The 25550-nt window shown below is 56.9% G+C and carries 21 protein-coding genes; 12 read left to right on the top strand and 9 right to left on the bottom strand.

Going from position 1 to position 25550, the window contains the following annotated elements:
* The 3 genes from ERD84_RS01705 to ERD84_RS01715 form a co-directional block, all read right to left on the bottom strand.
* Complete coding sequence (locus ERD84_RS01705) at positions 1-387, bottom strand: outer membrane protein assembly factor BamE (RefSeq protein ID WP_209019805.1); 387 nt, start codon at positions 385-387, stop codon at positions 1-3.
* 75 nt (positions 388-462) lie between these two features.
* Positions 463-6147, bottom strand: a complete 5685-nt coding sequence (locus ERD84_RS01710; RefSeq protein ID WP_130037644.1) for a YadA-like family protein — start codon at positions 6145-6147, stop codon at positions 463-465.
* A gap of 279 nt (positions 6148-6426) precedes the next feature.
* Positions 6427-7227, bottom strand: a complete 801-nt coding sequence (locus ERD84_RS01715) for a helix-turn-helix domain-containing protein (RefSeq protein ID WP_167667214.1) — start codon at positions 7225-7227, stop codon at positions 6427-6429.
* Between the two features lie 380 nt (positions 7228-7607).
* On the opposite strand from ERD84_RS01715, the gene ERD84_RS15915 reads away from it, so the two are divergent.
* Positions 7608-7772 (top strand): hypothetical protein, encoded by a 165-nt coding sequence (locus ERD84_RS15915; RefSeq protein WP_167667187.1) that lies wholly within the window; start codon positions 7608-7610, stop codon positions 7770-7772.
* A gap of 123 nt (positions 7773-7895) precedes the next feature.
* Entirely contained in the window at positions 7896-9068 is a 1173-nt protein-coding gene (locus ERD84_RS01720; protein WP_130037648.1) for an FUSC family protein, read from the top strand.
* 28 nt (positions 9069-9096) lie between these two features.
* Here the strand turns inward: ERD84_RS01720 and ERD84_RS01725 are convergent, their stop codons facing one another.
* Complete coding sequence (locus ERD84_RS01725; protein ID WP_130037650.1) at positions 9097-10338, bottom strand: TIGR03862 family flavoprotein; 1242 nt, start codon at positions 10336-10338, stop codon at positions 9097-9099.
* A gap of 149 nt (positions 10339-10487) precedes the next feature.
* On the opposite strand from ERD84_RS01725, the gene ERD84_RS01730 reads away from it, so the two are divergent.
* A complete protein-coding gene (locus ERD84_RS01730; protein ID WP_130037652.1) occupies positions 10488-10850 on the top strand; it encodes a hypothetical protein in 363 nt (120 codons plus the stop codon).
* A 57-nt stretch (positions 10851-10907) separates the two neighbouring features.
* Here the strand turns inward: ERD84_RS01730 and ERD84_RS01735 are convergent, their stop codons facing one another.
* From ERD84_RS01735 to apaG, 5 genes are all read right to left on the bottom strand, one after another.
* Positions 10908-12062 (bottom strand): acyl-CoA dehydrogenase family protein, encoded by a 1155-nt coding sequence (locus tag ERD84_RS01735; RefSeq protein WP_130037654.1) that lies wholly within the window; start codon positions 12060-12062, stop codon positions 10908-10910.
* A gap of 45 nt (positions 12063-12107) precedes the next feature.
* Positions 12108-12815: a DsbC family protein gene (locus ERD84_RS01740; protein WP_371743154.1), complete on the bottom strand. Its 708-nt coding sequence runs from the start codon at positions 12813-12815 to the stop codon at positions 12108-12110.
* 123 nt (positions 12816-12938) lie between these two features.
* The gene (locus tag ERD84_RS01745; protein WP_130037658.1) at positions 12939-14108 is read right to left on the bottom strand and encodes an FAD-dependent monooxygenase; all 1170 of its coding nucleotides are present in this window, start codon (positions 14106-14108) and stop codon (positions 12939-12941) included.
* Positions 14105-15385, bottom strand: a complete 1281-nt coding sequence (gene mltA, locus ERD84_RS01750) for a murein transglycosylase A (protein ID WP_130037660.1) — start codon at positions 15383-15385, stop codon at positions 14105-14107. The genes ERD84_RS01745 and mltA overlap by 4 nt, the downstream gene beginning before the upstream one ends.
* Before the next feature lie 19 nt (positions 15386-15404).
* Positions 15405-15779 (bottom strand): Co2+/Mg2+ efflux protein ApaG, encoded by a 375-nt coding sequence (apaG, locus tag ERD84_RS01755; protein WP_130037662.1) that lies wholly within the window; start codon positions 15777-15779, stop codon positions 15405-15407.
* A gap of 99 nt (positions 15780-15878) precedes the next feature.
* On the opposite strand from apaG, the gene rpe reads away from it, so the two are divergent.
* The 9 genes from rpe to ERD84_RS01800 all read left to right on the top strand — a co-directional run bounded on the left by rpe (position 15879) and on the right by ERD84_RS01800 (position 25444).
* Positions 15879-16580 (top strand): ribulose-phosphate 3-epimerase, encoded by a 702-nt coding sequence (gene rpe / locus ERD84_RS01760; RefSeq protein WP_130037664.1) that lies wholly within the window; start codon positions 15879-15881, stop codon positions 16578-16580.
* 52 nt (positions 16581-16632) lie between these two features.
* Complete coding sequence (locus tag ERD84_RS01765) at positions 16633-17325, top strand: phosphoglycolate phosphatase (RefSeq protein ID WP_130037666.1); 693 nt, start codon at positions 16633-16635, stop codon at positions 17323-17325.
* A gap of 207 nt (positions 17326-17532) precedes the next feature.
* Complete coding sequence (gene trpE / locus ERD84_RS01770) at positions 17533-19053, top strand: anthranilate synthase component I (protein WP_130037668.1); 1521 nt, start codon at positions 17533-17535, stop codon at positions 19051-19053.
* A 27-nt stretch (positions 19054-19080) separates the two neighbouring features.
* Positions 19081-19644: an aminodeoxychorismate/anthranilate synthase component II gene (locus tag ERD84_RS01775; RefSeq protein ID WP_130037670.1), complete on the top strand. Its 564-nt coding sequence runs from the start codon at positions 19081-19083 to the stop codon at positions 19642-19644.
* A 26-nt stretch (positions 19645-19670) separates the two neighbouring features.
* Complete coding sequence (trpD, locus tag ERD84_RS01780) at positions 19671-20702, top strand: anthranilate phosphoribosyltransferase (RefSeq protein WP_130037672.1); 1032 nt, start codon at positions 19671-19673, stop codon at positions 20700-20702.
* The gene (gene trpC / locus ERD84_RS01785) at positions 20699-21493 is read left to right on the top strand and encodes an indole-3-glycerol phosphate synthase TrpC (protein WP_130037674.1); all 795 of its coding nucleotides are present in this window, start codon (positions 20699-20701) and stop codon (positions 21491-21493) included. Before trpD ends, trpC begins: the two co-directional genes overlap by 4 nt.
* Positions 21494-21502: 9 nt before the next feature.
* On the top strand, positions 21503-22981 hold the full coding sequence (pap, locus tag ERD84_RS01790) for a polyphosphate:AMP phosphotransferase (RefSeq protein ID WP_130037676.1): 1479 nt from the start codon (positions 21503-21505) through the stop codon (positions 22979-22981).
* A 21-nt stretch (positions 22982-23002) separates the two neighbouring features.
* A complete protein-coding gene (locus tag ERD84_RS01795) occupies positions 23003-23482 on the top strand; it encodes an HIT family protein (protein ID WP_130037678.1) in 480 nt (159 codons plus the stop codon).
* Between the two features lie 258 nt (positions 23483-23740).
* Positions 23741-25444 (top strand): DEAD/DEAH box helicase, encoded by a 1704-nt coding sequence (locus tag ERD84_RS01800; RefSeq protein WP_130037680.1) that lies wholly within the window; start codon positions 23741-23743, stop codon positions 25442-25444.
* Positions 25445-25550: the final 106 nt, after the last annotated feature.

The following is a 25550-nucleotide window of genomic DNA, read 5'->3' on the forward strand; positions in this document are numbered from 1 at the left end:
CTATCTACTCACCACGTTGGCACACTCTGCGGGAGCCCAGTAGAAGCTGCGTCCAATCTTGTCATTATCGAAAAGCACTTTGAATTGACAAGTCTTGCGACCCTCAGGCGTATTGAAATGGAACAAGTAGTCCCATTCGCGTACCTGGAAGCCTTCCGCAAAATGCGGACGACCCAGCAGGTCGTAGAGCTGGTCTCGTGTGACACCATCGCCAACCTGACGCAGATTGCTGATATTTGGGTATGAACCCGTGTGAAACGAAGTATCTTCGGCATCCGGAAATACCGGATTATCTGTCTTGCCCTCGGCGTCCACTTTACTCAAGGTGCCGCAGCCTGCCAGTGCAACACTGGCCAGCAGCACGGTTCCAATCAATATCTTGTTCATAAACTTAAAATCCTTTAAATATAGGCGTGATGTGTCGGCCGGCCTTCCGGCCGACACATTCTTGACTTGGGGTTATTACCACTGATAGCCGACGCCTACGGCACCGCCGTAGTCACCGCGGGACGTTGCGTTACCCGACAGCTTGTAGACCCAATGACCGTTGTCTGAGATACCCGAGAAGCCAATCGCCATACCCGATTCACTGTTCCAGGTGCCGCCGGCCATGGACATCATGGTCTTGCCTGGCAGATAAGCTTGGGGCAACGCAGCCGTTGCCATGGCCGCCGCTACACCGCCGCTCAGCCTCTTGTCCTGACGGCGCAGGTCGCCGCGCAGATCATTCACCTGATTCTGCAGGTTGCCTGCAGTCTGTTGCAGTTGGCCAACGTTGACGGCATCCTTTTCATCTACACCCGGCGCAACATTGGTAATGCGGTTGTCCGCCATATTGATGCCCTTCTCATCAATGATCGGGCCGCCGTTGTTGATCTCAATCCGGTCCGCCTTGACCTGACCCGCATTGATATTCACCGCCGTGATGGAATTGACGGAGATATCCTGAGCCATGGCAACCTTGATATCCGCACCAGTGCCACTGGGCCGGTCGGCCTTGGAGATGACAATGTTGTTGCCTGCCACAAAGCCCACGGTGTTGCCATTGCTGATAGGTGTGGGGCTGTCACTCCCGACACCACCCACGTCGCCATGAGACTTGCCAGGGCCATCTGAACCGCTCGTCCCGTCTGGACCACCAGTATCTCCCGAACCACCACCAGAATTTTCGGGCGCAGGAACTTCGATGTTCCATTGCATGCTGTCAAGCGCCGCCTGCAGTGTTGGGTGATTTTGGCCGTTGTAGCTGAAAGTGCCGTCATTATTGAGCGCAACAAAGTCGGTGACCGGTTTGAGCTGCTCTTCTGTTGCTGCGCGGCCAGACCCATCGCCAAAGCCTGGGTAGTTGATGGTCTGGTTTTGCAAACCGCTGATGACGCCAGTTTTACCTCCAATCACGATAGGAAAGGAACCACCCACTACGACCTGAGTTGGCTCAATAGTGGTGATATTTCCGCTGTTATCAGCAAGCGCAATCGCTCCCGAGCCTATGCTGGTCAAGGTACCTGCTGCCGTGTCATTGACCGTCAACCCGGTGCTATTCATCACTGTATTGCCCGTCGCAACACTGTCAAACACCACATCTTTGGCCAATTCGATCTCAATGCCATCAGCGGTTGTGCGTGTAATGACATTCTCGCCACTGGTATCTGCTGCCGGAGTTGTGTCAGCCATACCACCACGGATTGCCAAGGTCTGACCCAAGTCGCGATGCACATCTGCCCCATCGTTAGCCGAAAAATTCAGGCCAGTGCTGGTTACGTCCTGCACAGCATTATTGAGATCGCCCGCATTGACCGCATTGAATGCGTTGTTTACATCCTTGTAGTCGCCTGCACTCGCCACGTTCTTGATCTGAGTGCCGCCCGTCATGGTGGTCAACCCAGTGCTCGAATCCTGCGTAGCGTTGCCAGTATCGCCTGCCATCGTCACCACGTTGTAGTTGACGGTGGTGCCGTCCGGATTCAAGTCATACTTGACTGCCCGGTCATCCAGTGTCTTCGTTTCATCGCGCGCCAGTTGAAGCTGCTCTTCCGTAGCCGCCCGACCCGCTTTGCCGAAGTCTGCGGCATCCAGATCCCTGTTAGCCAGGCCCGTGATATCACCGCTAGTACCGTTGATAGTGATGGTGTTCGAACCACCAGCCACCGTCACCACGCCAGCACCCACTGTCGTGGTCCCGGTGCTGCCGCTCACCGTGGTTCCCAATGCTGTCGTCGTGGTCGTATTGGCACCGTCGCTCACCGTCAAGCCACGGGTGTTCATCACACTATTACCCGTCTTTACACTGCCGTCGACACCCAGGTCGATGTCCTTGCTCAGCTTAATCGCAAGTGTATCGGTGCCGTTGGCCACCACACCGATGTTACCGTCGGTCAACGTAGCCGCGTCAGTTGCTCCACCAGTCAAGTTCACTGTCTGGCCCAATTGACGTGCAACATCGCTACCGCTGTCCCCTGCAAAAGTCAGGGGGGTATCGGCCAGATCATCCACCGCACCATCCACATACGTCTTGTTCGTGATGTGGTTACCCTCGGTGATTGGTCCAGTGTAATAGGCTCCGCCACTGTTGATCTCAAAGTTGGGACCCAGCTGGGTATTACCTTCGACCGTCAAATTGTTGGTGGTGACGCTATCTCCGTTGATCACGGTATCGCCAACAGTAATGCTGTTACCTATATCGAGATCGTCAGCCAGATTGAACGCCAGGTCAGTGCCTGTACGGCTGATCACGACGTTGCTATCGGTATTGCTGAAGTCAACCGAGCCGCCCGGCGCTACGTTCGCACTGGCACCACCCTGAGTGCTGACATCCCAGCCCTGCCCCACATAGGTCAGCGCATCCTGAACGTTGGTATAAGTGTTGCCCTGAACAGACAAGCCGGCAATCACGGTATGCAGGGCGGGGTCGTATACGGATGTACCGCCCAATGCAGCAGCAACACTCTGTCCTGCGGTGTCCAGATTATTGCCCAGAGCGGTCACTGCCGTATTGGTCTGGAACAACTGACTGCCGTTGATGGCATCGGTGCTGGTTGAGCTAACACGACCTGCTGCCACATTGGTGATAGTGCGCTCTGCCCCCACATCACCCACACTCACGGTAGCTAGCGGCGCAGTACCGGCGTAGTTATAAGTGATCTTGTCAATCGTGGTGCTGGAAGTTCCTATTGGCGCTGTCGTGATTGCGCCACTGCCCAAGGCTACTGAATTTTGATGCATGGCTTGAGCGCCTTGGCCAAATGCAGATGCATTCAATGCAGTAGCACGAGCGGCCGATCCGACTGCTAATGCATCGTCGGCCGTAGCTGCCGCGGCATCGCCCACTGCAGTAGCGGACTCGGCTCGCGCATTAGCCGATACACCTAACGCCAGCGCGTTTTCGTAATCAGCCAATGCATGATCACCAATCGCTATACTCCTGCGATTACGCGCCGCTTCTTCGGCCAAAGGGCTGGCGAGTCCGGACACTGCTCCAGTTCCTAATGCGATACCGTCGGCAGCGTAGCCGCGCGCACCGGTTCCGCTGGCGATCGCGTTATAGCCGCTAGCCTGGGCACCCGTACCGCTGGCCTGTGCGTTCTCACCGCTGGCGCTAGCATCCGTCCCGCTGGCCTGTGAGCTGACGCCACTGGCGCGTGAACGTGTGCCAATGGCTACGGCATCATCCGCCATGGCATGAGCATCGTAGCCTTGGGCCACTGCACGCTCCGCAGAAGCCAGCGCACTCTGACCAATAGCGATGCCGTCGTCAGCGGTAGCTTCTGCACTAGTACCAATCACAATAGCGTTATCAACCGTACCACTGGACTTGGGATCAGATTCTGCGCCGGTTCCCATAACAATAGAGTTCTGGCCGCGGCTAACAGCCAATTGGCCAATGGCCACACCACCCTGATCATAGGCATGACTGGAATTGCCCAGCACTGTCGAGTACTTCGCCCGGGCACTTACGTCATAACCAATGGCAACGGCCTCGTTCGCTCCATCAGTTGTCCTGGCTGCATTGCCAATAGCTAGTGAGGAGTCGCCATCCGCAACTGCTGCCGGACCAACGGCCATAGCATTTGCACCCGTGGCGCCGTCATTGATGCGGTTGGCAGCAATGTTGGTATTGGCGCTGAAGTATTTGACGCCATTCTCGGCGACTGCTTCATTCAACTGCTCGACATTGACGGCATCGGTGGCGTTAATGCCTGCCGCCACGTTGCTGATTCCACCTGCTGTGTTATAGCGTACGGCATCGACTGGCAGAATATCCACAGTGCCGCTAGTCACAGCGCCAATGGCGTCAACTACAGTATTGAACTGCACATCGTTGCCACCCGCATCCTTCACAGTAATAGGACTGAAGGTTCCATCTGCATTGACTGCAACGCTGCCACCAATCAAGGTCGCGACCGATTGCTGGGCACCTCGCAATTGGCGAACGTTAACGGCGTCATATCCCTGTGCACCGTCGGCCACGTTGACGATACGGCGCTGCAGGCCACTATTTGTATTGCCTACCGACACGGCGGAGCCTGGAGCTGCCTCGCCTGTCAGGTATCCACTGCCATTGAGGTCAGAAGTTCGAGCAGCAGAGTTACGTCCCAGCGCAATACTGTTGCCATCGGCCCAGGCGTGAGCACCCATGGCAACACCGTTACCCTCGGCACCAGCATCCTTGCCCAGTGCCAGCGTCTCGCTGCCTATTGCCCGGGCTCCATCGCCCACGGCTACCGAGTCGGATCCGGCGCGCGTATTTGCACCAATCGCAATGGATTGTGCCCTGCTTCCGGCGCCATTGTTGGCGCCAACGCCGATGGCGATGTTGTTATTGCCGCTAATCCCCCCGCCAGCGTTGGTTCCCAGCGCAATATTGTCATCGCCCGTTACGCTAGAGCCGGCTTTATAGCCGATTGCAATGCTTTGATTACCAACCACTGTTTGACCTGCGCTGGTACCAATAGCAATATGGTCTGTGCGGTCTCCTGCCGCATTGCCTTCTGTGCCGACACCAGCGTTAACCCCCAGCGCAATACTGTTGGCTGTACCGGCATAGGCGCCTGTGCCTGCGGCGAGGGCGCTACCAGCCGTCGCAATAGACTGTCCTATCGCGATGCTGCCCGCCCCCGACGCGGATGCGCCGGCGCCGAGTGCAGTTGCATCCGTAGCGCCAGCCTTCGCAGCGGCACCAACGGCTGTAGCACGAGCCGCACTCGCATGGGCCTCGTGGCCCAGTGCCATCGCTTGATCGCTTGCTGCGCCACTGACCCTTGCTCCAGTGCCTATCGCTGCCGCATTACTGATGCGCATATCTTCTACCTTAGCGCCATCACCCAATGCCAGGGTGCTATTGCCGCTGGCTTGGCTATCGCGACCGATAGCGATAGAACCTGCACCATCAGCCATCGTTGCACCCACGGTACCTGCCGTTGCGCCATGTCCCAAAGCAATGGCATCTTCAGCGGTTTCGGTAGTGGACGCGCCTAAACCAGCAGCAACACTGGCTTGACCTGCCGAGACGGCTTCGGCCCCAATGGCTATGGAGTCGACGCCAGCGGCATCGGAGTCTGTCAGCGTGGAGTTAGTGTGGAAATATTTGACGCCATCTCCCTGGGTATAAAGCCTCTGTTCCAGGGTGGTGATATCGCTCTTGTTGGCACTGATCCGCGCATTATGATCCGCAATGTCAGTGGTGTGCCCACTCACCGTCGAATTTAAGGCGGTGATGGCTCCTTCATTGATGGCGACTCTAGCAGTGACATCCGTCAGTTCTTGCGTAGTGGTATACAGCTGTCCGGTCGTAGCGGCACTAGTGCCATCGGCTGTTAGCGCCACGACCGACAGGCCGCTGATTGTTCCGCCATCTGCAAAATTTATATTACCAGCGCCAATGCTGAATTCAATACTGTTTCCGCTCACGGCCTGCTCGTTGCCTACGGTCACATCAGCCAGCGCAGGAATACTTGCGCCCACCAACCCCGCCCCTGACAACACAATAGCACCCCATGCCAGCACACCGCGAAACTTGGCGCTTGACGATGTTGCGCCACCCACTACAGAAGAACTTCCCGAACGCTTGCCGCGTGTATTTGTCAGCTCGGAAACAGCGACAAACGTGCGTGTTTGCTCATTCCAAACCGTTTTGTAAATTCGATTCACTTTCTTTCCCTAGTATTCAAAGTCAACACCTCTCCCTCGCAAAAAAAATGCGATTTTTTTCATTAATGAGAGGGCCGCGACACGCTTAAAAAATTCGGGCGTGTCAAAGTGGTGACACTATGAGATAAATGGGCAAGGGCAACTTTTCCGTTTTCACCAAAAAGCTTTGAAAACCGGACAACCACTACAAAACAATTGTTAATTTTTCTAAATATTAAAATTTTGAAGTGCGTCTAAAACCCTGCGGACATATGCAGACATGTGAATTTATTTTGCCAATTAGCGAGAACACATATCGTCGTAGGTCTGGGTTTCGCGAAAGGCGGAAGGCGTCTTTCCCCAGAATTGCCGGAACGCGGTCGAAAAATTTGCCGCACTCGAATAGCCAACCTCCGCCACAATATCCAGCATGCTCAAGTCTGTCTGGATAAGCAGGCGAGCCGCCTTGCGCATCCGCTCACGACGGATGTACTCGAACACAGACATTCCCACGCTCGATTTGAAGGCTGCCATGATTCGACGCTCGGACACCGCCAACTGGGCGGCCAGCTCGCTTATCCGAGGAGGTTCGGTCAATCGCTCTTGAATAATGCTCGCTGCGGCCCGCTGCAATACTTGCGCCGAATCCATTCTCTGCCCAGCTTTGCTGAAGTTTTGGGCTTCGGCAACAATCGTTGCGAGGGCTGGACTAGGCAGGCTTTTTCTTAATGCAAGATGAATACGTAACTTCTCTATTACCTCTTCAACCTGGACGGGCTTAAGTAGATAATCGACCGCACCCGCTCGCAATCCATTCAGGCGTTCTTCCAGGGATGCGGCAGCAGTGAGAAAAATTACTGGTATATGCGCAGTGTCAGGATTGGCCTTGAGTAAGCGGGTCGTTGTGACTCCATCACGCCGGGGTATGCTGGCCTCCATCAAGATGATATCGGGCACCATTGAAACGGCTTGTGCATATCCCTGAACGCCATCACCGGCGACCGTTACACGACAAGGATATCTTCGCAGAGCATCTATTAATGAATGAAGTTTTGCAGCATTGTCGTCCACTACCAGCACGTGTGAGGATTGCTTGAACATTTTTTTCTTATGACGTGTGCACTCTCCTGAACGCATCGTTTCAGATAGCATCAGCTGCCTGGAGTGCAAAGTTTAGGGGCCCGCTTACTGATGCAAGCGCGCTATGGCGGTAACTATGCAATAAATTGCAAGCTCCAGCTTTTTAGTTTTTGCCAATAGCTTTTGATATTCGGACAGTTGTCAGACCAAGCCATATACTTTTAATTATTTGACAATTAAATCAACGCAGTGATCCCGCTGCAGACGGGCAGCCGAAACAGTGTCGCAATAATGAAACTTGCATATGCGAGCATTAAGCCTCATCCTGTATAAGGATGGAAAAAGCGCAGCACTGGATACAGTAATGAACACTCACTTACTCGGAGTCTGATATGCCCGCAATGAATCAAGTCTCTTCCCCGTACCGCAACTGGAAGGTCAAGCAGTACACACCCCCGCTCGCAACACGCCTGTTGCAAGAGCGTGCGCATCAGGCTCAGCCCCCGCTTATATCGTTGCACGCAAAAGGCGAAGCGGCCACAGAAAGCGCAGCCATCATCGAATAAGCTGCACGGCCAGAAATCCACATAGCATGCCGGTGGCGGCAACACCGACCGCAGGAACATGCTCGAGAGAAAACTCGCCGCTCCGCGATGTATCATATATAGACAGCATCCTGTCTACCTCCCATGTCATCCCGGAAACAAAAACAAGCGCTCCAAGCGGCGGCACATCTTGCCCGCCGAAAACAGGGCAGCCTGAAAGCTTCGCGCAGACACTCAGCCGGCCACCTGCTCAGTGGTCAACAACTTCGGCAAAGCCTGCTTGTAGCGGCTCCCCCATCTATAAAAATTGCCAGCATTGCCGGGTTCCAGGCTGCATTGGCGCTGCTGGTCGCGCTGGCAACCGCCCACCTGTCGCCCTGGCCACACCTGGTCGGTTTTCCCGCCTTGGGTGCGCTAGCGGCACTGTTCGGGCGCTATGATTCCTTGCAACACCGCCGCCGCATCGTCATGATATGCGGCATATTGCTGGTGGCCGGTGTTTTCATTCCCTCTCTTGCCAGCTACCTGGGTGCTACGCAAGCCTTTATGGTGCTGTTGCTGGCACTGTCCGCCGGACTATATACACTTTCCGTATCGAGCTGGGGGCTGGGCGGCGGACCGGGAGCCGTCATTTTTGTATTTGCCGTGGGTGCAGTGTTAAGCCCGGTCGATACCCTGGCGACAGTGGGGGAACGCACACTGGCGACGGCATGGGGTGCCGTGCTGGCCTGGCTGATCTGTGCGCTTACCGATCGCCTGCGCCCACAAGACTCACGTGCTTCGAGCAAGCCCGCCGCCGCCCTGCCGCCCATGTCGCAACGGCTGTTCGTGGCGGCACGCATTACCATAGGCGCCGGCATGGCAGCCCTGATCACGTATTGGTCGGGTTGGCATTACCCGGCCTGGGCAGCCATAGGCGCTACCGCCGTGATGCAGGGCGGGCATTTGCACCTGACCATGAATCGATCACTGCAACGTATGGCGGGAACGGTGGTCGGCGCTTGTATAGTGTGGGCCATCCTGGTGCAGGACCCCTCATTCTGGGCGGTGGCCATAGCCGTTGTGTTTTTCCAATACATCACCGAAGTTGTGATTGGCTACAACTATGCCTTCGGGCAGATTGCCATCACCCCCATGGCGCTGCTGATGACCCATTTGGCCGCACCTGTCGCAAACAGCAATATGCCGGTAGAGCGCGTTATCGACACGATAGTCGGTGCAGCCATAGGCATCGTGTTTGCCGTCATTTTCTCCAGTATGGACGATCGTGCGTATCTGGCACGACGACACAAAAAGCTCAAGCTCTGGTGGCACTAAAAACAGACGCTCGGACCTATTATGAGCATCACCCGGCCAAACCGAGATAGCGCAAGACACCTAACCCAGCCGCGTGGCCGCTGGCAAAGCAGGCTGTCAACAAATAGCCTCCTGTGGGCGCTTCCCAATCGATCATTTCACCGGCACAAAACACACCTGCAGCGGTACGCAGCATCAGATTTCCGTCCAGGCTGTCGAAGCTGACACCGCCGGCTGTGCTGATAGCCTCATCCAGCGGACGCATGCCATGCAGGCGTACAGGAAGCTGTTTAATGGCCGCAGCCAGTATACCGGGCTGCTCGAACGCGCTCTTGGGCAAACATTCTCGCAGCAAGCCCAGCTTGGCACCCTTCAAGCCCAGACGGCTGCCCAAATGGCTGGACCAGGATCGTGAACCGCGCGGATGCACCACTTCGCGCTGCACGTAAGACAGGTCGCGCGTGGGCAGCAGATCAATCTGCACTATTGCCTCACCCTTGCCCAGCAAGGCTTCACGCAGCAACGAAGACCAGGCATAAACCAGTCCGCCTTCCAGACCGTGGGATGTAATCATGCACTCCCCACGCCGCATCGGCTGGCCTGGCGGTGCCATGGCAACGGACTTCAATGGTTGACCTGCATGGCGTTCCGAGAAATGGGCACTCCAATCCGCCAGAAAGCCACAGTTCGCCGGCTGCAAAGGCGCGATCACGGCCTCTTTGCCCGCCAGTATCGACTGCCAGGCCCCGTCTGAACCCAGGCGTGCCCAGCTTGCTCCACCTAGTGCCAGGACCACGACATCGGGGCGGATGGCCACCTGATTCTCCGGCGTATCCAGAAGCAAAGCGCCATCAGCAGACCAACCCTGCCACCTATGCCTGGCGTGCAGTGTCACACCACTGGCACGCAAACGCTGAAGCCAGGTACGCAATAAGGGAGCTGCTTTCATTTCCTTGGGGAAGACACGGCCGGATGAGCCCACAAAAGTTTCGATGCCCAGATCGTGGGCCCAGTCACGCAACGCCTGAGCATCGAAGTCGTCCAGCCAGGATGAAACCTGTGCCGCACGCGTGCCGAATCGCGTCCGAAATGCAGCAGAGTCCTCACTATGTGTCAGGTTCAGTCCTCCACGCCCCGCCAGTAGAAACTTTCGGCCTACGGAGGGCATGGCATCGTAAACATCAACACGCATGCCAGCCTTTGCGAGGGTCTCGGCAGCCATCAGCCCAGCAGGCCCGCCACCGATGACCACAACCTCTAGAACAGAGGAATGCTTGCGTATTTTTGGCATCAAGGTTCCAGTCAGATACAAGGACGTAACAAGAAACTGCAGTCAGCCCTTAAATTATTTCAATGCAATGCAAACCCGATATAAATGCTTGCTGGAGGTGGATTTGGTCGATTACGCTTGGCTTCATGTACAACATCAGGAGCAGTTCCATGAAATTAAGCCGCCACATCGCTCAAGTTGCGTTGGCCGGGTTAATGGCTCTGGCCGTAATCGGCAATGCCTCGGCCGCCGACCGAAGAACCACCAATACCATACTGGGTGCTGGTCTGGGTGCTGCCACGGGTGCCGTGCTGTCAGAAGGCGACGTACTCATGACACTGGGCGGTGCCGCTGCAGGTGGCCTGCTGGGCAATATCCTGACAGACGACCACAGACATCGCCACTGGAGGGGTTATGATCGTTCTTATCGATCTGACCGACGCTATGTAGACAACCGCTATTACCGTGGCAAACATCACTACAAAAAACACCACCACAAAAGGCATCATAGACACCACAGGCATCACCGCTAAGATCAATCAGCAAACACTGGCCCGGGCTGCATAGAAGCTGCTGCCCGGGCTGTTTTTTTACCCTTTTGCTGCGCGGATCATGTTGCGTGCAATCACCAACTGCTGAATCTGCGTTGTACCCTCGTAGATACGGAACAAGCGCACATCACGATAAAAGCGCTCTATGCCGTAGTCGGACACATAACCCGCACCACCATAAATCTGCACAGCACGGTCAGCCACCCGGCCACACATTTCAGTAGCAAACAACTTGCTGCATGATGCCTCGGTCGAGACATCCTGGCCTTCGTCGCGGCGGCGTGCTGCATCGATAACCATGGACCGGGCCGCGTAGATCTCGGCCTTGCTGTCGGCCAGCATAGCCTGAATAAGCTGGAATTCGGCAATAGGCTGGCCGAACTGCTGGCGCTCGATGGCGTAGTGCAAGGCGTCGTTGAGCATGCGCTCCGCCACGCCCACGCTAATGGCGGCTATATGCAGACGGCCTTTGTCCAATACCTTCATGGCCGTCTTGAAACCCACACCTTCGCGCCCTCCGATGAGGTTGGCAGCCGGTACCCGGCAGTCCTCGAGCACAACGTCGCACGTGTGGGCGCCCCGTTGCCCCATTTTCTTGTCGATCTTGCCCAGCGACAGGCCGGGGGTATTTTTTTCGACCACAAAAGCTGAAATAGCGCTACCGCCTCGGGCTTTGGGGTCGGTGCGCGCCATAACGGTAAAAATGTCGGCCTCGGGGGCATTGGTGATGAACCGTTTGGTGCCGTTCAGCACGTAATAATCGCCATCGCGCACGGCGGTGGTGCGCAGCGAGGCCGCATCCGAACCCGAGCCTGGCTCGGTCAGTGCAAACGAGCCGATGATTTCACCCGAAGCCAGGCGCGGCAAATACTTTTGCTTTTGCTCTTCGGTGCCATCGATGACAATCCCTTGCGAGCCTATGCCATTGTTGGTGCCGATCAGTGAGCGGAACGCGGGAGAAGTCTTGGCAATTTCGAATGCAAACAACACCTCTTCTTCCATCGTTAGACTCAAGCCGCCGTATTGTTCGGGGATGGTCATGCCGAACAAGCCCAGCTCACGCATCTGACTTACGACATGCTCGGGAATGCGGTCGGTTTCGGCAACTTCTTCTTCAATGGGCACGAGCTGTTCGCGCACAAAGCGAGACACACTGTCCAGCAGCATGTTCAGCGTTTCCTGATCTTTTATCATGATTTTTCCTGACTTTATCTGTATCGGCTTACCTAAACGTAGCGTTTATTTTACGGTCTCCAGCTTCTGGTTCAGAGCGTCGAGCGGCAAGGCGCCATTTACACGACTGCCGTCAGCAAAAATAATGGCCGGTGTGCCCTGCACCATAAGCTGACGGCCCAAGGCCAACACGGTATCGACAGGCGTGTCGCAGACCGCCTCGGGCGGTACTTGGCCATCCAGCATCCAGGCGCGCCAGGTTGCTGCCTGGTCTTTGGCGCACCAGATATTGCGTGCCTTTACAGTAGAGTCCGGCGACAGAATCGGGAAAAGGAAGGTATACACCGTGATGTTGTCCACCTCTTTCAACGCCTGGTGCAGACGCTTGCAATAACCACAGTTGGGGTCTTCAAAAACCGCTATCTTGCGTGAGCCATCGCCGGTGACCTGCTTGACGGCCAATTCGAGCGGCAGTGAAGAAAACGATACCCTGGACAACTCTTCCAGCCTTTCAGCTGTCAGGTCGCGGCGGTTTTGTGCATCAATGAGCGCACCCTGCATTACATAATCAGCCGTCGCATTCGTGTACAGCAAGTCCATGCCGACTTGCACTTCAAACAGGCCAGCGAAAGGGGTACGCCGCACTTCTTTGGCCTGAATTCCCGGAAACCGGTCCTCGAATGATTTCTTCACTGAGTCGGGCGTGGCCTCGACGGCACCCGCCTCGGTAGTGGCGGATACAACACCACCGTCGTTCGTCTGCGCCTGTACCATGACAGGCGATACCGCCAGGGCCAGTGCCAGCAGCAAGCCCTTTAATCGTGTACGCATAAAATCCCCGCTTATATACCAGCCATAATGGGCCGGATCATACAAATACTATAAATGAACGCGACGTTACCGTCCGGCCCCGCCTATGAGCATACGCTTCAGGAGCGGAATATTGTCCACCACCCGCATGCCCACATTTCGTCCCCAGGCCACTGGCGCCGTTGAGTTTGCAAATATTTTATGCAAGCCATCAGTGGCCAGGCTCATGGCCAGAATTGGCTCCGCCCGGGCACGCCGGTAGCGGTGCAGCACCCGGGTATCACCAACCGCACGATACGCCTCTTTGGCCATCAGGACATTGAGCAAGCCCTGCACATCTCCGAGGCCCAGGTTCAGGCCCTGACCAGCCAGTGGATGCACTCGGTGGGCTGCGTCGCTGACTAGGGCTACACCTGGTGCCACCATGGCGCTGCTTTCCAGGAAGAGAGGGAAACCAAACAAGGGGCTGCGCACTGTCAAACGACCCAGTCTGCCGCCGCTGACCGCCAGTAGACGACGCTCCAGCTGGTGATTGCGCTCGGTTTCGGGCAAGGCCATCAAGGTCTTCGCCATATCGTCGGGCATGGACCATACCATGGATACCTGGTGCCCCTCGGTGGTGTCAGGCATGGGTAGCAAGGCGAGTACGGTATCGCCCGTGAACCACTGCAGTGCCACGTTCTGGTGCGGGAGTTCGCTGTTCAAGTGCACCACCAGGCCCTGATCGCCGTATGCGCGCGATTGATGACTGATACCCGCCGCGCTACGAACCGCCGACTTGGCACCATCGGCACCCACCAACAGGTCGGGTGTCAGGACTCGTCCGCTCTCGGTGTGTACCTTGCGTGATTCCAGTTTCTGGAATTTTTCGACATGCCAGGCTATGCCGAACACCTGCACCGCCTGCTGCAACGCACGCTCGAGCTCGCTGGATTCGACGATCCAGGCCAGCGCCGTCTGGGCAGCTTGCCAGGCGTGCAAATGAACCACACCACTGGCGTCGCCATAAACCTCCATGGTTTCAACAGGCGTCACGCGCGACGCATCCATCATGCTCCATATGCCCAGACCATCAAGAAAGGCCTGGCTGCTACTTGAAATGGCGTAGACACGTGGGTGATAGACATCATTGGCTGGCACCCTGTGTGTGCTGCGAGGACCAAGCAGCTCGGCATGAAAGCCTGCCTTGGCCAGGCCCAACGCCATGGCCAGACCGGCAATACCGCTGCCGCACACCAATACGGATTCTTTGCTCATCGTGCTGAAGGGGCTCCTGCCTGTTTGGGCCACAATACCCACACCTCGCCAGGCTGCTTCATGCGGCCCGCCTTGGCGCCGGCTTTGTCGCCAAATCCCCAGTAATAATCAATGCGTGCTGCCCCCTTGATGGCTGCACCCGTATCCTGAGCAAACACCAGTCGACGCAGCGGCGTACTGGAAGCGGGCTGCTGAGTCGATAGATAAAGCGGAGCGCCCAAAGGCACAAACTTGGTGTCGACCGCTACGGCACGCTGTCCAATCAATGGAATGCCATACGCCCCCTTGGGACCCAGCTCAGGATCGGTCACCGCCTCTTCACGGAAAAACACCGTAGCCGGATTGGCATTGAGCATTTCCTGGACTCTGGAGGGGTTATTTTTGGCCCATGCCTTGATGTTTTGCATGGAGGCCTGTGCCAATGGAAGCTCGCCTTTCTTGGCCAGCCATTGGCCTATGGACACATAGGGACGGCCATTGTGGTCGGCATAGGCCAGGCGTATTGTCTGGCCGTTGTCCAGTAACGCCCGGCCCGACCCTTGAATTTGCAGGAAGAAAGCTTCGACAGGGTCATTGACCCAGACAATGGCACGCGGCTGCCGCTCGGGCGACGCTGCGATTTCAGCACGGGTGTCGTAGGGAACGACGCGCTTGCCCACGACCTTGCCTCGTACCCGCTTACCAGCCAGCTCTGGGTACACCGCACCCAGATCTATGGTCAGCAAGTCGTCGGGCGCCTCATACAAAGGCCATTGATACTCGCCCTGGCGACTGCGTGATGCATGCACCAGAGGCTCGTAATAGCTGGTGACGGTATTGCGGGCCGGCTTACCTGCGGCATCGAGCAACTGCCAGGGCTGCAGGTTGGCTTGCAAAAACTGACGCACACTGTCCGTTGACGCAGTGCTGGCAGTCAGGCCTGACTGCACCGCAGCGGCACATACTGGCTGCCAGGCACGCGGCGTGGCACGCGCTTGTTGGGCCAGCGAGCCCGATATGGGTCGCATCAGGCCCTTGCAGTTATTGATGAAACCTTTCCATACCTGGTCCAGGCTGTCGCTTTCCCAGCCTGGCAGCGAAGACCAGGACACCTGCTTAAACTTGCCCGACAAGGCCCGTGCCGGGGTGTCGCGCATGGTGCTCAGGTCAGGCACCCGCAGGGCTTGCTCGGCAATGTTGTCTGTTGTACCCGACGCGGCATCGTCGGATTCGATGGGTACGCTGCTGCAAGCAGCCAGCAGCGTCAACAAAAGAGAGGAAAGCAGGATTCTATTCATAGGCTCGCAAGGTCGGAGGTTAATGCAGGGTGCGTGGCATGGCCAGAACGAATTCCTGGATGGGCACATCGAACGGAATGCCATTTTCGCCTACGCACAAATAGCTGCCTCGCATGGAACCCACCGGTGTGGGCAGCGGACAGCCGCTGGTATATTCAAAGGTCTCGCCTGGTTTCAGCAAGGGCTGCTGGCCCACCACACCCAGCCCGCGCACTTCCTGGACATGCTGATTGCCGTCAGAGATGATCCAGTGCCGGCTGATGACCTGAGCGGCGTGCTGACCCTTGTTGGTAATGCGCACCGTATAGGCAAACACGAACTGCTGCTCCTGGGGCTCGGATTGATCGGCCAGATACTGCGGCGTCACGATAACCGCGATGTCGTATGGTTTCATGTTGTGGCCCTACAGCACAATATATAAATTTAAAGTAGTCATTCACTTACAATAATGACACATAGCACTTTGCTATGGCACCTTAACCGATTTACGCACATGCCTTTTTCCCAACCCACCCGAATTGCTCCCAGCCTGCTGGCCGCCGACTTTGCCAAGTTGGGCGAAGAAGTCAAAAACGTCGTAGCCGCTGGCGCAGACTGGATTCACTTTGACGTAATGGACAACCACTACGTCCCCAACCTGACCATAGGCCCCATGGTATGCGAGGCCTTGCGCCCCCACACAGATGCACCTATAGACGTGCACCTGATGGTTGAACCAGTCGACGCCATTATCCCGCAATTTGCCAAGGCTGGCGCCAATATCATTACCTTTCATCCCGAAGCATCCAAGCATGTGGACCGCAGCCTGGGACTGATCAAGGAACATGGCTGCAAGGCTGGCCTGGTCTTCAATCCAGCCACGCCACTCAGCTGGATGGACTATGTCATGGACAAGCTCGATGTCGTCTTGCTGATGTCGGTCAATCCGGGTTTTGGCGGTCAGGGCTTTATTCCCGGAACACTGGCAAAGCTTATGCAGGCTCGCCAAAAAATAGACCGCTGGCAAAACGAAGGCGGGCAGCGCATCGCACTGGAAGTCGACGGCGGGGTCAAGGTCGATAATATTGCAGCCATACGCGCCGCAGGCGCCGATACCTTTGTGGCCGGCTCAGCCATTTTCAGCCAGCCTGACTACAAAACCGTAATTGACGCCCTGCGTGCCGAAATCATCAAGGGCGAGTCACTTTCGACTTAAAAACGCCCACCTACCCTCACCGCCCACAATTAACCCAACTCACAGAGCACCGATGACACTGACCGCTGCACTTTTTGACCTGGATGGCACCCTGCTGGACACCATTCCCGATTTATCCCAAGCGGCCAACGCCATGCGGCAAGACCTGGGCCTGGCCACAGTGCCCCAAGCGACCATCGCGAGCTACGTAGGCAAAGGTACCGAAAACCTGGTCATGCGTACCCTGGCAAACAACCCCACTGGCACGATACCCAGCCAGGATGACATCCGCCAAGGTCTGACGCTGTTCAATCGCCATTACCATGCATGCAATGGCGACAGCGCCGTGCTGTATCCGGGCGCCCTGGAAGGGCTGCAGGCCTTCAAGGACGCGGGCTACAAGCTGGCCATTGTCACCAACAAGCCCACCGAGTTCACGCTCCCTCTGCTTGAGCGCAGCGGCATCGCGGCATTTTTCGACTGCGTCGTATGCGGCGATACCTGCGAACAAAAAAAACCACAGCCCATGCCCTTTTTGCACGCCTGCTCTTTGCTGGGCGTACAACCCGGCCAGGCCCTGGCCATAGGTGATTCGATCAATGACGCCCTGGCAGCCCGCGCCGCTGGTATACCGGTGCTGGCCGTTCCTTATGGTTACAACGAAGGTATGGACGTGCGCGATCTTCCTGTCGATGATATAGTTACGTCGATTGCTGAAGCCGCCCACTGGGCCGCCAACCGTAAAACCGAATACCAAGAACCATGATCGCTACCTCTTATTACACCGCTGCTCCCCGCGCCTACTGGCGCTGGTGGCGTTTGTGTTCTGGGTAGCGGTAATCCTCTCCCGGCATTTAAAACCCTGTCGTTTTAGTGCCGTCAGCATTACCAGAAAAGCAGCCCGGAACCCATAAATTGGCCGGGCTTTTTTGATTCCTGTCCCGGTCTGTATGCAAACCACACTGAGACCTTTATGACAGAAATTGAATTCAACGCACTGGCAGCACAAGGCTACAACCGCATACCACTTATTGCGGAAACCTATGCCGACCTGGACACCCCCCTGGCTATCTATCTGAAACTGGCTCATAGCGGCCCCGAGGGTGGCCGCAACAGTTGCCTGCTGGAGTCCGTTGTGGGCGGCGAGCGCTTCGGCCGCTACTCTTTCATCGGCCTGCCCGCCAAGACCGTCATTCGCGCCAGCGGCACAAGCACCGAAGTCGTACACCAGGGGCAAGTTGTGGAAAGCCATGAGGGCGACCCCTTGAACTTCATTGAGGCCTATCAGGCTCGCTTCAAGGTCGCCATCAGGCCCGGTATGCCGCGCTTTGCCGGCGGCCTGGCAGGCTACTTCGGCTATGACACGGTGCGACATATCGAACCTCGCCTGGGGCCTGCCGTCAAGCCGTTTCCGGCAGGACAAGACGAAGGTACACCCGACATCATGCTGCTGCAAGTCGATGAACTCGTCATTGTGGACAACCTGGCAGGACGCACCTATTTGGTGGTATATGCCGACCCCACCAAGCCGGAAGCCTACGTTTTGGCCAAGCGCCGGCTGAAAGAGCTGCGCGAAAAGCTGCGTACCCCTGTGGTCATTCCCTATGCCTATGCCAGCATGCAAACCACCGCCAGGCGGGATTTCGATAAAAAAGACTATATCGACGCCGTACTCAAGGCCAAGGAATACATCGCTGCAGGCGACTTGATGCAGGTACAGGTCGGGCAGGTTATTGCCAAGCCTTTCCGCGACTCTCCTCTTTCACTCTACCGTTCGCTACGCTCGCTCAATCCTTCGCCCTATATGTACTACTGGAACTTCGACAATTTCCAGGTCGTAGGCTCATCACCCGAAATCCTGGTCCGTCAGGAAATTGTCACCGAGGAACAGCGCCAGAAGAACATCATCACCATTCGCCCGCTCGCGGGCACCCGCAAACGCGGCGCGACACCCGAAGAAGACCTGCAACTGGCCGAAGAACTGACAGCCGACCCTAAAGAAAGGGCCGAGCACGTCATGCTGATCGACCTGGCACGCAATGACGTTGGCCGCGTCGCCAAGACCGGCACCGTAAAGGTCACCGACACCATGACCATAGAGCGTTATTCACACGTCATGCATCTGGTCTCCAATGTTGCTGGCGAACTGAACGACGGCATGAGCAATATGGATGTCCTGCGCGCGTCTTTCCCGGCCGGCACCCTGACGGGAGCCCCCAAAGTGCGCGCCATGGAAATCATCGATGAACTGGAGCCCGTACGGCGCGGCATCTACGGCGGAGCGGCCGGCTACCTGAGCTATGGCGGCGAAATGGACGTTGCCATCGCCATACGCACCGGCATCATCAAGGACGGCATGCTGTATGTGCAGGCGGCAGCCGGCATTGTGGCCGACTCAGATCCCGAGAAAGAATGGCAAGAAACCGAAGCCAAGGCACGCGCCGTCTTGCGTGCAGCCGAACAAGTGCAGTTTGGCCTCGATGAACCCATTTAATACACCACGCATAGTCCGGAGAAGCACATGTTATTGATGCTTGATAATTACGATTCGTTCACCTACAACCTGGTGCAGTATTTTGGCGAGCTAGGCGAAGAAGTGCGCGTACTGCGCAACGATCAAACCACAGTGGCCGACATTGCCGCCATGAATCCTGCACGCATCTGCGTATCACCCGGCCCTTGCTCACCTGCCGAGGCCGGCATATCCATAGAGCTGATCCAACACTTTGCCGGCAAGCTGCCTATTCTGGGCGTGTGCCTGGGACACCAGGCCATAGGCGCAGCCTTTGGTGGCGACATTGTGCGAGCCAAGCAAATCATGCATGGCAAGGTATCCAGCATTACCCATACCGGCACCGACGTCTTTGCGGGCCTGCCCTCGCCCTACGATGTCACCCGCTACCATTCATTGGCGGTCAAGCGCGAAAGCCTGCCCGACTGCCTGGACATTACCGCCCAGACCGAAGACGGAGAAATCATGGGTGTGCGTCATAAGACCATGCCCATTTATGGCGTCCAGTTCCATCCCGAGTCGGTACTCAGTGAACACGGCCATGCTTTACTGAAAAACTTTCTGGCGATCTAATGCATATAAAGAACAAGGAAACCCCCATGACCATCACTCCTACTGAAGCGCTTTCACGCTGTATCGAGCATCGCGAAATTTTCCATAATGAAATGCTGCACCTGATGCGCATGCTGATGCGCGGTGAGATGTCGCCGACCATTGCCAGCGCGTTGCTTATGGGCCTGCGGGTCAAAAAAGAAACGGTGGGCGAGATTACCGCCGCCGCACAGGTCATGCGTGAATTCGCCCTGCCGGTCCATATACCCAACACCCAGGATTTGCTCGATATGTGCGGCACGGGCGGCGATGGCTCCAATACCTTCAATATTTCCACGGCAGCCATGTTCGTGGCAGCCTCACAAGGCGTGAAAATTGCCAAGCATGGTGGCCGCAGCGCGTCATCCTCATCCGGCAGCGCCGATGTACTCGAAGAACTGGGCGTCAACGTCATGCTCAGTCCCGAGCAAGTCGCCGAATGCCTTGAACGCACCGGCGTCGGCTTTATGTTCGCCCCTGCCCACCATAGTGCCATGAAGAACGTGGGCGCCTTGCGCAAAGAGCTGGCCGTACGCACCATTTTCAATATTCTGGGCCCGCTCACCAACCCGGCCAATGCCGCCAATCAGCTCATGGGTGTGTTTCATCCCGACCTGGTCGGTATACAAGTACGGGTGCTGGAGCGTCTGGGCTCCAAACACGTGCTCATCGTGCATGGTAAAGACGGCATGGACGAAGCCTCGCTGGGCGCGGCAACGCTGGTCGGCGAGCTGAAAGACGGCGAAGTGCGCGAATACGAAATTCACCCCGAAGACTTTGGCATGACCATGGTGTCAAACCGCTCCATCAAAGTGAATAACCGTAGCGAATCAGCGGCCATGCTGCTTGGTGCCCTAGATAACGTCGAGGGTCCGGCTCGTGATATCGTTGGCTTTAACGCAGGCTTGGCCATCTATGCCGGAAATAAGGCCGACTCCATCGAGCAAGGCCTGAAAATGGCATTCGAAGCGCTGGCCAGCGGTGCTGCCCGCGCCAAGCTGGACGAATTCTGCACGTACACACGGACGCTGACGAAATGAACGATATTCTTGCCAAGATTCTTGAAACGAAAAAAAACGAAGTTGCTACCGCCCGCCAGATGCGCAGTGAGTCCGATGTCCTGCGCGAAGCCAAAAGCCGTAAGGATTTGCGCGGCTTCGCCCGTGCAATCGAAGAAAAGATCGCACAGGGCAAACCTGGCGTGATTGCCGAAATCAAAAAGGCATCACCATCAAAAGGCGTCATTCGCGAAAACTTCAACGTGGTGGATATTGCCACATCTTATGCCGCGCATGGTGCCGCCTGCCTGTCGGTACTGACCGATGTAACGTTCTTCCAGGGTTCCTACGATTATCTGCGCCAGGCCCGTGCCGCCTGCACACTGCCGGTGCTGCGCAAAGACTTCATCATCGACCCCTACCAGATCGTGCATGCCCGCGCACTCGGCGCTGACTGCATCCTGCTGATTGTGGCGGCGCTCAGTCCGCAGCAACTGCGCGAATTCGAAAGCCTCGCCAAAGAGCTTGGCATGGACGTTCTGGTCGAAGTCCATGATCGCCACGAACTCGATATTGCCCTGGAACTGGATACGACCCTGCTTGGCATCAACAACCGCAATCTGCGTACATTTGAAACCTCACTGCAAAACACCCTCGATCTTCTGCCAGCCGTCCCCGAGAGCAAGCGCGTCGTCACTGAAAGCGGCATCCTGACACCCGACGACGTTGCCCTCATGCGTGAGCACCAGGTTCATGCCTTTCTGGTTGGTGAAGCCTTCATGAAGGCCCCGGAACCTGGCACTGCATTGCAAGAACTGTTCTTCAGCCACTAAGACAGCAATATGTTCGCCCTCGCAGAATCCGATCCGGAACTCTCCAAGGATGACGCCAGTCTGATCGAGGACAGACTGCGTACGGCCTTACTTAAGGCCCAGTATGCACGGCTCAAGCAACAGAATTGCGCCCTCCTGATCGTGATCGCCGGCATCGATGGCGCAGGCAAAGGCGCCACGGTGGCCATGCTCAACGAATGGATGGACGCCCGCCATATACGCACCCTGGCCTTCGGCCCACCAGCCCCCGACGAACACGGCCGCCCCTGGCTATGGCGTTACTGGCAGCAACTGCCCGCCAAGGGCAAGACCGGCATCGTATTCGGTTCATGGTATCGACCCCTGCTAAAAGAGGCGGCGCGCAAGAAGCCCCGTCAAAAACGTATATTGGCCTTATCGCGCGTCATACGCGACTTCGAAAATACGCTGGCGCAAAATGGCGTGCAGGTCGTCAAACTGTGGTATCACCTGTCGCAGCGAGCTCAAGTACAGCGTACTGAAAAGCTGTTATCCGACCCCGATACTGCCTGGCGGGTGAAACCCGAAGATCTGAAAGTAAAGAAAAAGTTTCCTCGCTTGCGTGATGCGGGTGCATTGGCCATCACGCTCACGCACGAAACCCACGCACCCTGGGTTGTCATTCCGGCCGCCGATACGCAAATGCGCGAAATCAGTACTGGCCAGGTGGTATTGGCTGCCTTGCGCAAGCGACGTATTGCACCGGCGCAGCCTTTGGTACAAGCCAGCGAAGCCATTATGGCCCCGCCCGCCCCATCACTGGCTGATCTGGACTACGATGCCAAGCTGGAGGACGACGAATACGACACTCTGCTACCCGACTGGCAAGGCCGCCTCGCCCGTCTGGTACGGCACGAAAAATTTGCCCAGACCCCGGTCGTGCTGGTATTCGAAGGCCAGGATGCGGCAGGCAAAGGCGGAACCATACGGCGCATTACGCATGCGCTGGATCCCCGCCAGTTCCGCGCCATTCCCATTTCAGCGCCGACCAAGGACGAACTTGCCCACCCTTATCTGTGGCGTTTCTGGCGCGACTTGCCCATTCCTGGCCACATTTCGATTTTTGACCGCTCCTGGTACGGTCGCGTGCTGGTCGAGCGGGTAGAAAAATACGCAAGCGAAACCGAATGGCAGCGGGCTTACGACGAAATCAATCAGTTTGAGTCTCAGTTGCTTGATAGCGGCACTGTAGTGCTGAAATTTTGGCTGGCTGTCAGCAAAGAGGAACAACTCAAGCGCTTTCATGAGCGCGAGGCCTCGCCCTTCAAATCATTCAAGATCACACCGGAAGACTGGCGCAATCGCAAGCAATGGGATGCCTATATAAAGGCGACCAACGATATGTTTCAGCACACCAGCACTCAGGCCTGCCCCTGGCATATGGTGTCTGCCAACGACAAGCGTCATGCCCGCGTGGCCGTGCTCCGACACGTGGTCAGGGCACTCGAAGATGCTCTAGGCCTGGACTGACGCCCATTAACAAGACTGACCATGACACAGCTTCCCCGCCCCTGCCCCTTATGCCACGAAGCCGGCGGCACCCTCGTATGGCAAAACCCGCAACTGCGAGTCATTGCTGTCGACGAGCCCTCACACCCTGGTTTCACCCGCGTCATCTGGCAAGACCACATTACCGAAATGACACAACTGCCGTCACAGGCGCGCAATCATTTCATGGAAGCGGTCTGGCTGGTAGAACAAGTTCAGCGCCAGATGCTGCAACCCGACAAGATCAATCTGGCCCAATTCGGCAATATGGTGCCCCATCTGCACTGGCATATTATTCCCCGCTGGGCAGACGACAGCCACTTTCCTGAAGCCATTTGGGCGGCTGCCCCCTTGCGTACACCTGAACAGAAGACTGCCTGGGTGCAACACAAAGCCAATGTAAATAAGCTGCTGCCCCAATACTGGGCAGCGCTACAAGCAACGTTGCAGCGCAACAACATAGGGATTACCCCAAAGTCATAATGCAGTTATAATCTGCCCACTGCATTTTTCACGCGTCGACATTTTCATACAGCACATGCTGTCGCTAGCAGTTGACTGATTCGTCAGCACCCATGTCGTACGCCATCGCTCCCTGACCTCCGAGCCTTTCGCCGCGTATTCACAAACGCTGCACTTTGGGTTGATTCGGTCGGCACGATGCTCCAATCAACCAGCGCTCCGGGCTCACTTCCATTGCCCCTCGCTATGTGCATGCCGTTCGTTCGGCAAAGGATACACATGTCTTTCGATACTTTAGGTCTCGCGCCTTCCCTATTGTCTGCCGTTCTGAAAGCCGGCTTTACCGAGCCCACTTCAGTCCAGGCTGCGGCCATTCCTAAGGCCCTGGCAGGCCATGACCTGATGGTTTCATCACAAACTGGCAGCGGTAAAACCGCCGCCTTCATGCTGCCCGCCCTGAACCGTATTTCACACATGCCACCCAACAAGGGATCAGGCGTGCAAGTACTGGTGCTGACTCCCACCCGCGAATTGGCCATGCAGGTTGCCGACGCCACCAAGCAATATGGTGCACACCTTAAAGACTTGCGCACCGCCGTGGTGGTTGGCGGCATGCCTTATGGCGCGCAACTCAAGGCCTTGTCACGTCGCGTAGACGTGCTGGTCGCCACTCCTGGCCGTCTGATCGATCATCTGCAGGCCAAGCGTGTCAACCTGTCGACCGTCCATACCCTGGTACTGGACGAAGCCGACCGCATGCTGGACATGGGTTTCATTGAAGATATCGAAACCATTGTTGGCCGTACGCCGGCCGACCGCCAGACTCTGTTGTTCTCGGCAACGCTGGATGGCACCATTGCCCGCCTGGCCGCCAAGATGATGCGCGATCCGCTGCAAATCGAGATCTCGGGTCAGAAGCAGAAACACACCAATATCACCCAAAGCCTGCTGTACGCAGACGACAACGGGCACAAAATGCGCCTGCTGGACCATCTGCTGCGCGATAGCAATCTGGATCAAGCCATAGTCTTTACCGCGACCAAGCGCGGCGCCGATGACTTGGCCGACCGCCTGGCTGATCAAGGCTTTGCCGCTGCAGCGCTGCATGGTGACATGAACCAGCGCCAGCGCACCCGTACCCTGGGCCTGCTGCAAAAAGGCAAGTTGCGCATTCTGGTTGCCACTGACGTGGCGGCCCGTGGCATTGACGTGCAGGGCATCAGCCACGCCGTCAACTATGACTTGCCCATGCAGGCTGAGGACTATGTTCACCGTATCGGCCGCACCGGCCGCGCCGGACGCAGCGGTCTGGCCTACACCCTGGCCACGCATTCCGAGCGCCACAAAGTACGCCGCATCGAACACTTTATTGGCCAGCCAATTCCCGCCGAAGTCATCGAAGGACTGGAGCCCAAGAAAACGGCACGCCCCACCTACACTGACCGGAAAGGCAGCGGCGACAAGAAATTCGGATCGCGTGGCGGCTTTGGCGGTGGCAAGTCTGGCTACGGTGGTGGAAAACCCGGCTACGGTCGCAAGCCCGGTGGCGATCGCGCTCCTTACGGCGACAAGCCTGCTTTTGAAGGCAAGCCCCGCTTTGGCGACAAGCCTGCTTACGAAAGCCGCCCGGCACGCAGCGACCGTCCGGCCTACGAAGGCCGTCCCGCCTCTGATCGCGCTGGCGACAGCCGTAGAAGCTTCGACGGTGAAGAGCGCGGCGGCTACAAAGGCCGTAGCACCGAAGCACGCCCCCCGCGCAGCGACCGCCCAGGCTTTGGCGATCGCCCTGCATACGCTGGCCGCGCCTCGCGTGAAGACCGCCCTGCATTTGGCGACCGTCCCGCACGTCCGTCACGCCCCGAGTTTTCGCACAAAGGCCCAGGCAAGCCTGCCGGACGTCCTGCGGCTCGCCCCGGCTTTTCCAGCGGCAAACCCACTTCGACACGCGGTAAAAGCGCAGCTCGTCGCGGCGACTTTGCCTGATAACCAGAAAGAAAGCAGATTAGTCCACCAGGGCTGATTTGCCCGCATACCCATCAAAAAGGGCTTGGCGATGATTCGCCAAGCCCTTTTTGTTTCACGATGACGC

The organism is Pollutimonas harenae (assembly GCF_004153685.1).
Taxonomy (GTDB): Bacteria; Pseudomonadota; Gammaproteobacteria; order Burkholderiales; family Burkholderiaceae_B; genus Pusillimonas_C; species Pusillimonas_C harenae.